Below are 15,856 nucleotides of genomic sequence, written 5' to 3' on the forward strand. Positions count from 1 at the left end.
CCAGCGAAGAATAACTTCCCCATTTGACACTGCCCTATGCATGAAAGGTACAGCGTACCGCTTGTCTCTATAGCCATCTTTTAGGTTTTATGCCGAGGTGCAGCGCACCGTACTATACCCGTCCCTAAGTGGTTTGGGCGTATACAGAAGTCCCACCTACTGAACGAAAATTCAACGTTAGTAGCCTGCGTAACTCTGACTTGTGTGACTTAGTGTCATTGAGAAAATCAATTATTCCGTCTTTGAATTTTGAATACGTATCGTAGTAAATAGAGCTGATGGCTTTTTTACGCATAAACTTCCAAAGCCGCTCTATTAGATTCAAATTAGGAGAATAAGGGGGTAGAAATACAAATTCTATGCGCTGATCAGCGGCCCAGTCCTGAAGCATTTTATTGCGATTATAGCGGGCATTATCGCAGATCAGATATATTTTCTTCTTTGGATGTTTCTTCAATAATTGCCGGCACAGCCGTTGGGTAGACTGTGCATTGATAGAATCAGTGATGTCATAAACCAAGTGCTCAGGCTTAAGTGCATTGATCGCACCGTTGATATTTACCCGTTTACGACCGCTATTACAGTCCACCTCAAAGTCTCGGCCCTTGCGTATCCAAGCTCTCCCCGTTTTGGTATTATGGGTGGGATGACAGCCATCAGCGTAGTATACTACTGCTTCTCCTTGTACGGCTTGTTCCAAAAGTTCGGGCAGTACGTCATCTAGAAAATCCAGCTGATCTTGTTCGTTAGCTTTGCTGGCTACTGCCTTGGTCTGCTTGTATACAAAGCCAATGCGATGCAGGAGCTGAGTCATACCAGATACCGAATAAATAACGCCAAAGGTTACTTGAACATACTCGCAAATGGAAGCGGCTTCTTCGTACAAGTTCTCTTCCAAGTGAGCTGTCAAGAGCAAAATCTCTTCCTCGCTCAATTTTCCTGAATAGGGCGTAAACCCATCCAAGAGGTAAGCCGTAAATCCCTTTTCATAAAAGGCTTTCGCGTAACGTCTGATGGTATTATCATCCAAACCCAGCGCAGCCTCAATGACCTTGATCTTATGTCCCTGATGCAACATAATCAAGACCGTAACCTTGCGGAATTGACGCGGGGGCAAATTCGGATGCTTCTGAATTTGACGTAATTGATCGTACTCGGATTGACTTAGCTTGATTTTCACGCCAAAAAATACGATTTTTTCCCAAACTACTTAGTGACGGGTATATATTCAGCAGGATGGTTAAAGGTTGGGAAAAATAGCACGGTGCGCTGCACCTTTTTCATGAGACAATATCATTTGCTATAGATAAGACGGTGCGCTGCACCAAAATCGCTAGCCTGAAATGGGGGGACTTATTATTCGCCGCCGCTTAGTCGTGTCCTAACTGAAAATCATCCACCTCTACCACGTCACCCGCTTGCATGTCCCCTAAAAGGACCTGACCAATCCTGATACGAATTAATCTCAGGGTCGGAAATCCTACTGCCGCTGTCATCTTACGGACTTGCCTGAATTTCCCTTCACTGATCGTGATGGATAACCAGCTCGTTGGTCGGTGCCTTCGTCGGTTGGCTTTGCTGGTGGTCGCCTCAAAGACCGGAGCAGGGTCTAAAAGCATCGCTTTGCAGGGTAAGGTCTGGTACATCTTCGCCCTCGTTCTTATCTCTACGCCTTGTTTTAGTTGTGCAATGGCTTCTTGGGTCACCTCACCGTCTAGTTCAACGTAGTACTCTTTTTCCACCTTTTTACTGCGCACCTCCTCACTCATCTGGCCATCAGTCGTGAGCAGCAGCAAGCCTTCCGAGTCTTCATCCAGGCGCCCAATGGCCATGGTACCCTCGGGGAAATCATGGAGTTCTCCCAGCAGCTTTTTGTTTCTCCGCTTATCCTGATTGTTGACAAACTGGGAGAGATAGCCGCCGGGCTTATGGATGGCGAAGTGGTGATGGTTTGGTGGGTTGATGGTTGGTGGTTTGATGGTTGGTTGATTTTTGACTGAAGTTGAAAGGAACTTTGGAAGCGCCTTTCAACTGGAAACTTCTACTTCCGCATCCGTTTCGGCCCGTACCATAGCCAAAACCCTGTCACGGTAAAGACTAGAAGCGCCAAGCCAGCGACGGTGGTATACAACAACTTGAAGAAGCCACTCCCTAGCTGGCGGTCGATGATGGTACCATCATGAATGTGCTCTATGAGGTCGGAACGCCGTTTACCGGAGCTTAGTAAATTTCCTGTACTAAGATCCAATTGCAGTTCGTAGTAGTGCTCGGTGAACGTAAATTTGACGATGCCTTTTCCCGGGCGGACATCCAGGCGATCAATGCTATTGTTCAATTCCGGATGGAGGGAATCAATCAAATAAAGCGCACGATCTTGTAAATCCACTAGTGGCAGCCAGTCCCTTGCCTCGGCAGAGCTGCCTTTTTGGGTGTCGGGCAAAAGATAGCCGTTGCTGTCTTTTTTCCAGCCCAGCAATAGGCCGGTGATGCTGACAAATAGGAAGACCACGAAGAGGCTGGCACCTGTCCAACGATGTATTTTCCTGACTATTCTTAGTAGCTTTGCTTGCTCCTGCCGCCGCGTTGTGCTCATTTCAATTTCCCTTTCTATACCGCCACGTTGTATTCCCGTAAGGCACTATTCAAACTGGTCTTCAAATCGGTGCTTGCCTTGCGTTGACCAATGATCAGGGCACAAGGCACCTGGTAATCTCCTGCGGGAAAAGATTTGGTGTAAGAACCAGGAATGACCACCGAACGTGCCGGAACACGACCGCGATAAGTTACAGGCTCCGGGCCAGTGACATCAATGATATGGGTTGTTTTCGTAAGGACAACATTTGCCCCCAACACCGCTTCTTTTTCGACATGAACCCCCTCAACGACAATGCAGCGCGAGCCAATGAAAGCATTGTCTTCAATGATCGTCGGCGAGGCTTGCGGGGGTTCCAATACACCACCAATGCCTACGCCACCACTGAGGTGAACGTTTTGGCCAATTTGCGCACAGCTGCCTACTGTCGCCCAAGTATCTACCATGGTACCGCTGCCTACGTAGGCACCGATATTGACGTAGCTGGGCATCAAGATCACCCCTTCTTCCAGAAAAGAACCATAGCGTGCCAATGCCTGTGGCACAACCCGTACGCCTTGCTGGGCAAAATTTTTCTTTAGTGGGATTTTATCGTGAAACTCAAACGGTCCCACTTCGATCGTTTCCATCTGCGCAATCGGGAAATAGAGAATAACGGCTTTTTTCACCCAGTCATTGACCTGCCACTTGCCGTCCGTTTCCGGATTTTTAGGCGTAGCTATTGGTTCAGCAACGCGTAAGCGTCCCTGGTCCAATTGCTCCATGACCGCCATAATGGCTTCCTGAACATTTTTGTCTTTCAACATACTACGGTCTTCAAAAGCCGCTTCAATCAACGAACGAAAAGCTGTCATTAGTCAAATTTTATCCTTCCAAGAAAAAGGTGAGAAACAGCACAAAAATAAATTGAGCCGACGTTTTTCAAAAAGCAGGCTAAGCGGTTCATTTCAAGCCCGTCTGGCCAGCCAGACAGGCGTGCCTGCTTTTTGGAAAACCCAAAAGAAGGCTCAATTTATTTTTTGCGCAATAATGAAGCAAAGATACAAGCTCTTATCTGGACTTTCGGCATTTGCCGAAAGTCTGGCTTATTCTTCGACGGGGGGCATCAAAGCACCTCTAAAACCTAAATAGAGGCTACAGTACACCCAGGGGAGAATTAAAAACAAGCCAAAGGAAACCACATTAGCCACGCCCGGGGCTGCTATCGCTAAGGGAGAGAGCAAAATACTGGCCAACATAAACATCGAAAAGAAGGTCAGTAGCAACATGAATTGTGCTCCCCAACGCTTGGTGACCAGCCGCCTACTCAACTCCAGTGCCTGAAAAGGGTTGGCTCCCCAGAACAAAATCAGGGGGTAAGCCCAACTGAAACCTACCTGCAAGTAAATGAGGGGCACTAAGTTCAGGAAGAACACCGTCGAGTCGCTGCTGCTCATCGCTGGTGGTTCGGGTGGATTTACCGGATTGTTGACGACCTCCTGGTACCAATCCATAAAGCCAATCCGCTGAAAAAGGAAATAGATAGGAAGCACCACGATGCCCGTGATCAAAATACTGATGAGGTTATTCAAAACCAAGGGTGCTGCTTTGGGAATCGCTCCCCAAAAGCGTTTGAAGTCCCAGGCTTCTCTTTCCATTACACTGTGAGCAGCAAGATAAAACCCGGCATTCAGCACTGGCGAAATGACCAGCGTGAGCAACAAAGTCCCGATCCAACCCAGCCCCAACAAGGTGAAAACACTCCCCACAAAAGGGACGATTAGGGCGAAAAGCGCAAAATCTTTAAAGTGCTGCCGATACAAGAGCAGGCCTTCTCTCATCCTGAGCGAGGAGGAATGAAAATAGCCTTCGCTGATGACTTTCTCTAAGTGCTGTCTTTGTTCTGTTGTCATAAGTAATTTGACGGAAATAACTGATCCCTAATAGCGCTGCGTAATGGAAATTACCTTAAACGCATAACGCTTCAAGGCCGGAAGGGTTGACTGTATTTCTTGGTCGCCCATAAGTTGGGATAGATCTTCTTCCGCAAATTGCGCGGTATCAGCATCGTAGCCCAATACGACCAAAAAATCTTTATCAGCAAAGTTCCCTCCGTTCCAGTTGGTAACTGTTCCTCCATAGTCCCAATCGAAGCCCGTGAATTTAAAAGGCTTACCGTTGATTTTTTCCAAATCAGCCAGGCTACTCCCTACTTTCAAGCCTTCCGCTGTTGCCCACTCACTCCCCTCCTCCTGGATGCGGTACATGATCGGCAAGTTATCTTCGTCGAGTAGAACCTCTACTTCTTCGGGGCTATCGGGATACAACACCAAGCCGGGAGCAGATTCGCCTTCGCCTAAATAAAATGGCCGCTCCATGATGCGATTTTTGCCGAGAAGGCGCATCAGATCAGCTTTCGCCAGCTCGCCCGTAAAGTCGCCAAAACCTTCACCGGGGCGAATAAGAAAAGTATTCTTGGCCACGGCACCCTCTTCGGTGCTTGTTTGGTCCTGGGCGCTTGCATCAGAAGCCGCCGGGCCGCAACTCCAGCAGCAAGCAGCGACGAGTAATAGTAAGACGATATTCTTCATTATGCTTAACTTTATTCGGCACAAGTTAATCATCACGTGGAACAAACCCAAAGTGTACTTTCATTATGAACGCTTGCATCTTTTGTAAAATCGTTGCGGGACAGCTTCCTGCTCACCGCGTTTATGAAGACGAAGACGTACTTGCTTTTATGGATATCAATCCCATCAATCATGGTCACGTACTCATTATCCCCAAGGTGCATTATGCGGAACTGAGAAGTATTCCGCTGGCAACCTCTACTGCCGTTTGGGAAGTTGTGAAGAAAGTGGAACAGGCTATTTGGCAAACTCCCGGTTTATCCTGCGAAGGAACCAATATTCTCCAAAACAATGGTGCTGCTGCCGGGCAGGATGTCTTTCACGCTCACTTCCACGTCATCCCTCGCTTGAGTGGTGATGGCTCTCGATTTCGCTTTAAATTAGTGCACAGCACAGACGAAACACGTAAGGAATGGGCTGAGAGCATAAAGAACCAGATGGATGCAAAATAATTCGCAGTGGAAAAACCTCTTTTATTGGGTTTACCTCTTTCTTGTTCTTCTCCCCTGCCTGGAAATAGCCCTTCTGCTCCTTGGCTATCGTCCTTACCAACAGGTAGGTTTCAAAATTGAGTCGACACCCAACAACTGCCTTATCGCACACCCTTCGCTGGGGTTTGCCCTCCACCCCGGAACGTTTCGCGTGACCATCAACCAAGGCCTCACTTACCGTGCAACCCATGGTGCTGATTCCCTCCGCATTACTACTTACGAGCAGCAAGAGGAAGCGCTGCCTGCGATATGGTTCCTGGGCTGCTCCTACACCTACGGCATGGGCGTGGATGATAGCCTTACTTTTCCTTTTTTAGTGCAGAAAAACTTACCCCAGTTTACTACCAAAAATTTCGGCGTACCTGGCTACGGTACGGTACAGGGATATTTGCAACTGAAGCAGCAGCTTGCGAGCTATCCACCTCCAGCTTGGGTCATTGTTAACTATGCTGATTTTCATGACGATCGCAATGCACTCACGCCATCCTATCGCAGGGATTTATTCATGGGGTATCAGCGATCAGGTGCCGAGGTAGGTACGCTCATGAAAACAGCGGCTATTCCTTACGTGGAGCGTACCATGGATGCTTATCACATCCGCTTATGTGCCTGGGACAGTATCTACCAACATTGGCCTTACCGGGAAACTTTTGCATCCATCAATTTTCTACAGGATTTGAGTGATCAAAAGCAAAGCCGCAAGATGGACAAAATGGCCGCTACCCTCTTTGTTTTTCAACAGCTCAAAGCCTTGTGCGACCAACACCAGATCCGGCTTTTAGTCACCGGAATAACCCCTTCTTCTGTTACAAAAATCATGCTGGCAAAACTAAATACCTTGGGACTGGAAACACTCGACATGGCCGTCGACCTCAACCAGGCAACCTATCGAAATGCTCCGTACGACGACCATCCGAATGCCAAAGCAAATGCTGTTTTCGCAAAACGTATCACCGATTTCATCATCCGGGAATAATTAGCGTTTTTTTCTAAAAATCAGGTATTTATACCCTTGTTTCGCAATAGGATTTTAATAAATTTTTGTACTATTCCTAAATCCTTCAAACCCATATAATAATGAAAGTTTCCACCACCTTTCTAACAAGGGCACTCCTTGTGAGTACCATAGCTACCCTTTATTTATTTTCCTGTACGCCGGAAAAACCAACTGATACCTCTACCTATGATGAGGTATTGATGGCAGAAGTTTCTACGGCTTGTGAGTGCGAAGCCAGTTGGTTCCCGCACAGTCAAACGCCAGCACCGCAGGAAGGCAAGGGCAGCCCATTCGACACGACCAGCACTACTAATTGCATGTTTCACCAGTGGTCCTGGCAGAAATTTTTGTACCTGACCAAACCGCAGAGTGACGGAAAGCCACTCTTCCTGGAAGAATTCATCGAAGTAGATGCAAAAATGGAGGTCACGCAGCCACAGCAAGGAGAAGCCTTGGTCTTGTCGAGTACCGGGCAAGCTGGTGGCGGAGGAATCCTGAAAACCAACCCCCATTTCAGTACCAATCAGAGTGCTGCTACCGTTTATTATTCCATCCACATGAACACTACCATGTACGAAGCTGCTACCGCTTTTCGTACTGCCATTCTCAATGGCAGCTTACCCGCAAATAATAAAGAAACCTTTCCGATTGGCTCCGTAGAACTAAAGGTTTCGTGGGTGGATGCCGATGCACTTGATCCGTCGGTCGCCGATGCTTATTACACCACCACCGCAGCCGTACAGCAAGCGGATAATAGTTATAGGGTGGAAACTGTTGCACTGTTGGGTATGCACGTGGTAGGCGTAGTTATTAATCACCCCGAGTTTATCTGGGCTACTTTCGAACATCATGATATGGCTCCGGATTTCGACTGGAACACGAGCGAAGCTAGTTCGGCAACCGAAACATTGCTTTTTGGTACAGGGTCAACAAATACGCTGGAAGGAATCCAATGGGACGGGAGCAACAAAGTCCCCAAGTTGCCTAATAACGCTTACACCCTTTTTGAGTTTGGAATCCCTAGAACAAGCAATAATGCCTTTGTTAATACCAGCCAGGCTGAGCCTGCGAACTACAATAATATCATAAGCATTGATAGTTGTGTAGCGGCCAATTTACAAGACGTCTGGAACAATTACTACTACAAAGGTTCACTCTGGCTAAACATGGACGGCCTAACACCGACGCAACAAGCAGATACCATCGTAGCTCTGGCGAACAATATCGGGAACGTAGCACCAGGAGCAATACCTCGGGGCAGTACGGCCAATGCCAACCTTACAATGGAGACTTTTGAGCAGACCTTTGCTCCAGATATTTCTGAAACAAACGTTATCAGCAATATATCCAACTGTTTTTCTTGTCATGGTGGGGTAGGTTTTGCTAGTGACAAACCAAAATCCCCCATCTATTTGAGCCATGTTTTCGACGGTTACCTACAGGCAGGTAAGGGGAAAACAATGCAGCAGATTAATGAGTTGAAATTCGTCCAGTACCGTGAAATGAGATCAGGATTAGCTAAGCAATAAACCAAACGGTGGCATTGCAACTGGAGAAAAGAGCCGTAGATGTCTGTAATAAGTCCTACAGATAATTATGCCCAACGGAATGCCATGGTAAATGCTATTTTTACAAAACGTATTGTCTGCTAAAGTAGACGATACGTTTTGTATTTATCAGCAAACGGTAATTTGTCCCGACAACCTCGCATATTTTATCTCCTCATCACCTTGATCACTCTGGTTCAGGGGTATTTTGCTACGCAACTCAACTATGATTATAACATTGAACAGCTTTTCCCAAAGCATGATCCGGAGCTGGCATTTTATGAAGAAGTCAAAGAGAAGTTTGCGCATCATCAGGACTACCTTATTCTTGGTCTGGAAAATACAGAAAGCATCTATCAAGGTGATTTCCTCCTACGGCTCGACAGCTTGGCGGATGTGCTTGAGCGGCATTCCTTGGTCAAAGAAGTCAATGCGCCCACCAACCTGCGCTATCATTTTCGTACGCCGCTAGGCATCCAAAGCTCCCCTTTTCTTCACCCTCATAACCCGGAACGCTACGCTGCTGATTCGGCTTTCTTGCAGGCTTATCCCGATGTTTTCCCGAAATTTATTGGTCGAGAAAACGATGCCGTCTGCGTTTATGTCTTTTTGACGGAAGCGCTGACGGACCAAAACAAGGAGGCATTTCGAGACTTCGTCGTCAAGCAAACCATGCGGCTGGGTTTTGAACATACGCACCTCTACGCTGATATTTACGCCCAGGATGCTTACCTCAAAGCATTAGAAGCCGAGATGTACTGGCTATCGGGCTTGGCTATCCTGCTTATTTTGGGTATCCTTTTTGTCAGTTTTCGCTCGCTGGCGGGGATACTGGTGCCTATTTTCATCGTTGCCCTGACGGTTGTCTGGACCATGGGTACCATCGCTTTATTGGGCGGTACCATCAACATGATGACCGTGCTGATCCCCACCATTGTAGCCATCATTTCACTGAGCGATGTCATTCACGTTATCAATCGCTTTAACGATCACGGGGAATTGCCCAAAGAGGAGGCCATTCGCTTTACTTTTCGGGAAATGCGTAGTGCTATTCTCCTGACTTCCCTCACTACGGGTTTGGGTTTTGCTACGCTCGCTTATTCGTCGTTGCAACCCTTTATTGAGTTTGGTATTTTCACGACCATCGGAGTAGCTTATGCGTATTTATTGGCGATCTATCTGCTGCCTCCCTTGTTGCAGCAGGTTTCCGCATCCGCGCTAAGCTGGAAGGGCCAGCGATCAGATCGTCAGATCGCCGCGATTTATCATTTTTTGACCCAACATCCGCGGTTGATTATAGGAGTCACTGCTGGATTGGTTCTTATTTCTCTGGCCGGCATGTCTAAATTGCGCATCAATGCCTACCTCTACGAGGAGCTTTCCGCCAAGGATGATTTTAGTAAAACCCTCCAGTTTTTCGAAACACACTTTTCGGGTATCCGCACTTTCAGCATGCACCTGGAAGTAGCTGATTCCTCCCGGTCGATCATGGACCAGGAGATACTGCAACAAATAGATCAACTGGAAAACTATTTGCTGGAAGATTATGGGTTGCGCGACGTTTACACGATTGCCACGCAAGTCAAGCGCTTCAATCGGCTTCACCATCAAGGCCAGCCAGCCGCTTTTGCACTCCCTGCCGATCCCGATTTCTCACAATACCTTACGGATAAAGTGCTGGAAAACCGAGCGGCACTCAGCCTGCACGCTGTTTTGACCGATGATGAAAAAGCCACCCAAATAACGGGTAAAATGGAAGATTTGGGCAGTGCTGTCATTGGGCAGCGCAATCAACAATTGACTACTTTTATCGATAGTGCCCTCGTGCCCGATGTGCTAAAAATTCACCTTACGGGAAATACGCTCCTTTTGGACAAGAGCAACCAGATCATCACCTACAAATTGCTCTACAGTTTGATTTTTGCCATCGTGGTAGTCTCCTTGCTAATGGGGTGGTTGTACCGCTCCTGGCGCATCAGCTTGTTGGCTATTTTGCCCAACATCCTGCCGCTCTTGTTCATGCTGGGCCTCATCGGCTGGACAGGGATGGGGCTAAAAATGTCGACCGTCATCGTGTTTACCATTGCCTTTGGTATTGCTGTAGATGATACGATCCATTTTATGAGCAGGCTGAAAAATGAGCTCAAAGCGGGGATTTCTCCCGCGGAAGCAATTGCCAACACCTACCGCTCTACAGGGAAAGCCATTGCAATTACCTCTATTATTTTGGTGCTTGGCTTTAGTGTATTGCTCCTTTCCTCTTTCCAGACGACTTTTACCACGGGCCTACTGGTCAGTCTGGCATTATTGTTTGCACTTTTTGCCGACTTGCTGTTGCTACCGGTATTATTGATGTGGTACTACTCCGCAACGGACGCTTCCTCCAAGGCTGCTTCGTAGGTCACCTCCGAACAATTGTCTTCTACGAAAATGCGCTGAGCCAGGCTTTGCAATTCTTCCCTGGTAATGCGACGATACAGCTGGGCCTCCTGGTTGATCAATTCGGCATTGCCCAGGATTTCAAAAAAGGCAAGGTTAATCGCCTTATTGAGCACACTGAGTTCTGAAAAAATCAAAGTGCTCTCCACCTTGTTTTTTACTTTTTCCAATTCTCTGGTACTGATCCCTTCTTGCTTCAGCAATTCCAGTTCTTCCCAAATTGCAGCCCGAGCCTGCTGGTTGCTAACACCTTCGACGGGCTTGGCCTCGATGATCAAAAGCCCTGGATCAATACTTCCCGAAACGTAGCAATCGATCGCCGAAAACAGCTCTTTTTCCTTGAGTAAGCGCCGATAAAGACGAGAAGAAGGCCCATTACCCAAGATATCCGAGAGCATATCCACGCCGTAGTAATCACGGTCGACCCTGCTGGGAATATGAAAGCCGAAGTAGAGTGCATCGGCAGGTTCCTGGGCTTTCAGCACCCGTTGTTGCAAGGTTAGTTGCGGTGGTTCCGGGGGAAGGATTCTTTCGATGATCGGCCCCGCCGGCAAGTGGCCAAACCACTTTTCCACCAAAACCTTTACTTCGTCCGTAACTACTTTTCCTGCGACAACAAGGACTGCGTTATTGGGCTGATAATACTTGTCGTAAAACGCCCGTACATCCTCCAAAGAAGCCTCGCTCACATGCTCAGGTACCATACCTATGGTAGGCCAACGATAAGGATGTACCTTATAGGCGAGCTCTGCCAAGTGGTGCCAAACATCGCCGTAAGGCTCGTTGAGACAAGTTTCCTTGAATTCTTCTACCACTACTTTTCGTTGCACATCCAACTTCTTTTCGCTGAAGCGGATGTTGTGCATGCGGTCGCTCTCCAACCAGAGGGCGACTTCCAGATTTTCAGCGGGCACAACGTTGTAATAGTTGGTGATATCGTTATTGGTAAAGGCATTGTTCTCCCCCCCTGCCATCTGCAGTGGATCGTCAAAATTAGGGGCAGCTTTGGTTCCACTGAACATCAAGTGCTCAAAAAGGTGGGCAAAACCCGTTCGTTCCGGCGACTCATCGCGCGCGCCTACATAATAACAAAGATTTACCGTTGCCATCGGAGAGCTGTGGTCTTCGTGGACCAACACCCGCAAGCCATTGGCCAAGGTAAAGCGTTTATAGTGAATCATTTATTCTATTTAATAAACCACCATTTTAAGGTGGGGCTGCATCTTGTTGCTGACGCACAAAAGTAAGGACAATATGCGAAACGCTCTCCGGGTCATAATCGTTTTCGTCACGACCATATTCTTTTTCTTTGCCTGCCAGCCAGCACCCACAGAAAGCAGTAGCCTGGGACAAGCATCTATCTTGCTGGAGGATTCAAATGGATGGGCCCTGACGGTACAAGCGGATGGTTCTGGAGAGCTGCTCTACCAGCGCACCAAGCTCGAAAGTGTAAACTGGCCCAGCAAGACTTTTTCTTTCAAACAGTTGCGCTTACTTCCTGCTTTTGCACCACGCATCCAGGATACTTATCCCTATCGGTGGACGTATTGTAGCCAAACAGAAAATGATACGCGGCAATACGGCTTACCGGATACAGCTTGGGGAGCTGCCTGGTTTGAAAAAGCTTACCAAGCGCTGGAGACCGCCGAACTTACACCTTGTACCCTACGGAAATTGAAGAAAAATTGGGCTACCCATCCCCCGCCAGGCGTAAGCGTCCAACAAAAAATCTGGTAGTTTATGATGAGTCGGGAAGTATCTTTTTATCGAGGATCTTCCCGCTTTTCTATTGCCCGACCCGGGAAAGGCCAGCTTTGGCCTGTTGGTGGAGGCCCGTACTATAATCATCCGGTTTCAGCGACAAACAACGGTTAAAATAGGCGCGCGCGCTGGTTTTCCGTCCTCTTGTTTCTTCAATCAAGCCTGCCTGGAGAGCGGCATTGCAAGCAAAAAAAGCTTCGCTGTTCTGTCCTTGCTCGATCGTTCTGTTGTATTGCGCCAAAGCTTCCTCGTATTTTTTCAAGCCGTGTAGAATACGTCCTTTGCGGTAAGTATACTCCAGTTTAGCCAAAAAAGAGGGTAGGCTGCTCTCGGCTTGAGATGCCAATACATCCAGGGCGCGTTGGTAATAACCTCCATCGTAGAGTAAGCGAGCTTTGAGCAAAACCAGTGGCGGAACAATGCCAGCTTGTGCCTCTTTTTCTGCATTTTTATCGCCTCCCGCAGCATTTGCACCGCGACTTTGCAGCAAGGTCATATAGCTTTTATAACCTTCCGGACGATTATTCAACAATTCGGCCCAAGCCAATTTTTGGTAGGCTTCTTTGATGTAATGGCGGCCTCTGGTGGTTCTCAAAAAATCTCGCAAATGACGACGACCATCGGTATTGAGTCGTCGCAATTTGGCTACGCCAAGCATATAATCGAGGTAAGGAAAAGGGTAGAAAGCCTCTCCTCGGGGGGCTTTTTCCATCCAATGGATAGCTTCATCATTTCGCCCTGTTCGCATAGCTACATTGGCCAATACAAAGGCGTGCAAAGGTGTATCCTCAGCTCTTAGGTCTGCGTCTGCCAGGGCAGCCCAGGCCGCTTCTGGTCGTCCGTCCAGATGAAGGAGTAAAAAAGCATAAAGCACTTGGGTCTCCTGCCGAAAAGGGAAATGGGTTCTACGGGCAGCATTCAGCACCCCTTCCACTTCACGTTTGCCCTGCTCTACCGTCCCCTCCAGGCTACTGAGCATCTCCAAAGCCCAGCGATAGTTGTCGGGGACGGTACCTACCGCCGCATGCAAAATGCCCAAATCTTTTTGATTCCCTAAAAAAGTGGGAAACTTGGTTTGATTCTCAAGGAGTAATTTATGGGCACGATTGATATCGGAAAATGCCCCCAGATACTCTTCAAAACGGAGCTTGAGCAAGGCCCAATGGAGCCTTATTTCTGCTTGGGTGTAGAGATAGTAGGGAGAATTTTGATCGCCTTCGGCAATTTTATTTAGCCTGCGATCGCGATTGGCTTTTATCCGTTGATAGGCTTGCTCATCTTCAGAAACGTAGATGGTAAAAAAATCTACGTAGTTTTCGAGGTGGTAAGCGATCAGGTTGTTCGGTTCATCGAGTTTCAGCCGAGCGATGAGCGATTGGGCCTCATTGAGCCGCAGCTCAAAAATTTTATCATAAATCCGTTGGGCATTTGTATTGAAATCAAAATACCCTGCGGCCTGACTTGGGGCGAGCAATAGACAATTTAGCGCAATAAGTAGAAAGGAAAAGCGCATAAATAGGTGGGAAGTAAAAAGCCGCTAAGAATACATTAATTTGCTTCTTAGCGGCTTTGCGTTTTTTCTAAGCTTCAGCGACGGCGATACCTGCGGTCTCATCATCAACAAGAACACGTCCACAGTGTTCACAGGCGATAATTTTCTTGCGTTGAGAAATCTCCAGCTGAATCTGAGGAGGAATACGGTTGAAACATCCTCCACAAGAATTCCGCTCTACGGTAGCTACTGCTAATCCGTTGCGGTAGTTTTTGCGAATCTTATCGTAAGATTTGAGCAAACGGTCTTCGATGTTCTTACGGGCTTTCTCAGAAGCTTTGTGCAGTTTCTGTTCTTCTTTTTCCGTTTTCTCGATGATCTTTTCTAGCTCAATCTTTTTAACTTTCAGCGTCTCATTCTTCGTTTCCAAACGCGTCTGAGCAGCCGCAATGGTTTCGTTTTTAGCTTCAAGGTCGCGCTTGATCTGGTTGATCTTCTTATTTGACAGCTGGATTTCGAGACGTTGCATCTCCTGCTCTTTCATCAGGGCTTCGTATTCTCGGTTGTTTTTCACATTATCCATCTGCTTGCTGTAGCGCTCCAACAGGCCCTCTGCTTCAGCAATGTTGTGCTCATGCTGAACCATCTCACCCTCCATATCTTTGATCTGGGTCTCCAGACGACCAATCCGTGTATTCAGACCAGCGATCTCATCTTCCAGGTCACTCACCTCCATTGGGAGTTCGCCTTTGAGAATTTCCAACTCATCCAGTTTACTATCAATAGTCTGGAGATTATATAAGTTCTCTAGCTTCTCTACAACTGTCTTTTCGGCTGCCATTGGCAATAATATTTATTAGTTGAACAACACTCAACGGGATGTTATTAAAGATAATTTACCGGGTTGGTGTTCACCTCCGTTAAATGAACCGCAAAATTACCAAAATTTTTCCGAATTATGGTAGCTAGTAAATCAATCGTAAATTGTTCACTTTCATAGTGTCCCACATCGGCGATGATGATTTTACCATCCGCATCAAAAAACTCGTGGTATTTGTAATCAGCAGTAACAAAAACCTGTGCTCCAGCAGCGATGGCCTGGGGTAATAAAAACCCTCCGGCACCACCACAAAGGGCTATTCTTTGAATTGGCTGATCCAGTAAGGTAGTGTACTTCACGCAACTGACGTTGAGCTGCTCCTTAAGTCGCTTGAGAAAAGAAATTTCTTTCAGCGGCTTTGGCAGGTCACCAACCATTCCCGAACCTACTAACGGATTTTGGTTAAACACCTCACTATAAACAACATCTACCCCGGAAAAGTTACCTAAAACGGCATTTATTGCACCTTTTTGATGAACGGGGTACATTATTTCCAGCTGTATACTGACGCCACCGCTGGCACCGGTACCCAAGCTAAGTTGTCGCACAAGCGGCTGCGGTGTTTGCGGGCCATTGTCTAATTTCGCCAAAGCCAGCTTCACTTCATCGGCTACTGCCAGAGGCACAAAGGCTGTGGCACGACCCATCATTCCGGCTTTCGGGGCCAAAATACGGGTGTTGACCAAGCCCAAGCGTTCGGCAATCATCGCATTTACGCCTTGAGCATAGACATTGTCGAGGTTGGTATGAATCGCATAAATGGCAATATCATTGCGGATTGCTGCAATCACCACCCGCTCTACGTAGGTTTTGCCCGTGAATTGTTTCAAGCCTTTAAAAACAATAGGATGGTGAGCAACGATCAGGTTACAACCTTTGGCAATGGCTTCGGCAACTACTTCCTCGGTAGCATCCAGGCAGGTAATCACCCCGGTGCATTCGGCTTGGGCATTGCCCACGATGAGTCCGGCATTGTCGTAACCTTCCTGATAAACAGGAGGAGCGACGCTTTCCAGCTGCTTGACGATGGCTCCAATTGAAGTCATA

At 47.5% G+C, this 15,856-nt stretch carries 15 protein-coding genes; 5 read left to right on the forward strand and 10 right to left on the reverse strand.

Annotated features, from left to right (window positions below; all coding sequences use genetic code 11):
• Window positions 1-124: 124 nt before the first annotated feature.
• From AB0L18_RS06960 to AB0L18_RS06985, 6 genes are all read right to left on the reverse strand, one after another.
• Window positions 125-1,180, reverse strand: coding sequence for an IS630 family transposase (locus AB0L18_RS06960; protein ID WP_367388650.1), 1,056 nt, complete (start codon window positions 1,178-1,180; stop codon window positions 125-127).
• Window positions 1,181-1,370: 190 nt separating this feature from the next.
• Window positions 1,371-1,964: a pseudouridine synthase gene (locus AB0L18_RS06965; RefSeq protein ID WP_367393135.1), complete on the reverse strand. Its 594-nt coding sequence runs from the start codon at window positions 1,962-1,964 to the stop codon at window positions 1,371-1,373.
• A 77-nt stretch (window positions 1,965-2,041) separates the two neighbouring features.
• A complete protein-coding gene (locus AB0L18_RS06970) occupies window positions 2,042-2,593 on the reverse strand; it encodes a PepSY domain-containing protein (RefSeq protein WP_367391866.1) in 552 nt (183 codons plus the stop codon).
• Between the two features lie 14 nt (window positions 2,594-2,607).
• A complete protein-coding gene (locus AB0L18_RS06975) occupies window positions 2,608-3,447 on the reverse strand; it encodes a 2,3,4,5-tetrahydropyridine-2,6-dicarboxylate N-succinyltransferase (protein ID WP_367391867.1) in 840 nt (279 codons plus the stop codon).
• 231 nt (window positions 3,448-3,678) lie between these two features.
• Window positions 3,679-4,485 carry a hypothetical protein gene (locus AB0L18_RS06980; protein WP_367391868.1) on the reverse strand — a complete coding sequence of 269 codons (807 nt, stop codon included), beginning with the start codon at window positions 4,483-4,485 and terminating at the stop codon, window positions 3,679-3,681.
• 27 nt (window positions 4,486-4,512) lie between these two features.
• Window positions 4,513-5,163, reverse strand: a complete 651-nt coding sequence (locus tag AB0L18_RS06985) for a hypothetical protein (RefSeq protein ID WP_367391869.1) — start codon at window positions 5,161-5,163, stop codon at window positions 4,513-4,515.
• 65 nt (window positions 5,164-5,228) lie between these two features.
• Between AB0L18_RS06985 and AB0L18_RS06990 the strand changes: the two genes are divergently transcribed.
• From AB0L18_RS06990 to AB0L18_RS07005, 4 genes are all read left to right on the forward strand, one after another.
• Window positions 5,229-5,654: an HIT family protein gene (locus tag AB0L18_RS06990; RefSeq protein WP_367391870.1), complete on the forward strand. Its 426-nt coding sequence runs from the start codon at window positions 5,229-5,231 to the stop codon at window positions 5,652-5,654.
• Window positions 5,644-6,669: a hypothetical protein gene (locus AB0L18_RS06995; protein WP_367391871.1), complete on the forward strand. Its 1,026-nt coding sequence runs from the start codon at window positions 5,644-5,646 to the stop codon at window positions 6,667-6,669. The genes AB0L18_RS06990 and AB0L18_RS06995 overlap by 11 nt, the downstream gene beginning before the upstream one ends.
• A gap of 101 nt (window positions 6,670-6,770) precedes the next feature.
• The gene (locus AB0L18_RS07000) at window positions 6,771-8,219 is read left to right on the forward strand and encodes a hypothetical protein (protein ID WP_367391872.1); all 1,449 of its coding nucleotides are present in this window, start codon (window positions 6,771-6,773) and stop codon (window positions 8,217-8,219) included.
• 162 nt (window positions 8,220-8,381) lie between these two features.
• On the forward strand, window positions 8,382-10,637 hold the full coding sequence (locus tag AB0L18_RS07005; RefSeq protein ID WP_367391873.1) for an RND family transporter: 2,256 nt from the start codon (window positions 8,382-8,384) through the stop codon (window positions 10,635-10,637).
• Here the strand turns inward: AB0L18_RS07005 and AB0L18_RS07010 are convergent.
• On the reverse strand, window positions 10,598-11,857 hold the full coding sequence (locus tag AB0L18_RS07010) for a M16 family metallopeptidase (protein ID WP_367391874.1): 1,260 nt from the start codon (window positions 11,855-11,857) through the stop codon (window positions 10,598-10,600). The genes AB0L18_RS07005 and AB0L18_RS07010 overlap by 40 nt on opposite strands.
• 73 nt (window positions 11,858-11,930) lie before the next feature.
• On the opposite strand from AB0L18_RS07010, the gene AB0L18_RS07015 reads away from it, so the two are divergent.
• Window positions 11,931-12,413 (forward strand): hypothetical protein, encoded by a 483-nt coding sequence (locus AB0L18_RS07015; RefSeq protein ID WP_367391875.1) that lies wholly within the window; start codon window positions 11,931-11,933, stop codon window positions 12,411-12,413.
• Window positions 12,414-12,462: 49 nt separating this feature from the next.
• On the opposite strand, the gene AB0L18_RS07020 is transcribed toward AB0L18_RS07015, so the two are convergent.
• From AB0L18_RS07020 to AB0L18_RS07030, 3 genes are all read right to left on the reverse strand, one after another.
• Entirely contained in the window at window positions 12,463-13,950 is a 1,488-nt protein-coding gene (locus tag AB0L18_RS07020; protein WP_367391876.1) for a tol-pal system YbgF family protein, read from the reverse strand.
• 67 nt (window positions 13,951-14,017) lie between these two features.
• Window positions 14,018-14,770 (reverse strand): zinc ribbon domain-containing protein, encoded by a 753-nt coding sequence (locus AB0L18_RS07025; protein ID WP_367391877.1) that lies wholly within the window; start codon window positions 14,768-14,770, stop codon window positions 14,018-14,020.
• A 44-nt stretch (window positions 14,771-14,814) separates the two neighbouring features.
• Entirely contained in the window at window positions 14,815-15,855 is a 1,041-nt protein-coding gene (locus tag AB0L18_RS07030; RefSeq protein ID WP_367391878.1) for a Nif3-like dinuclear metal center hexameric protein, read from the reverse strand.
• Between the last annotated feature and the right edge of the window lies 1 nt (window position 15,856).

The organism is Lewinella sp. LCG006 (assembly GCF_040784935.1).
Lineage (GTDB): Bacteria > Bacteroidota > Bacteroidia > Chitinophagales > Saprospiraceae > Lewinella.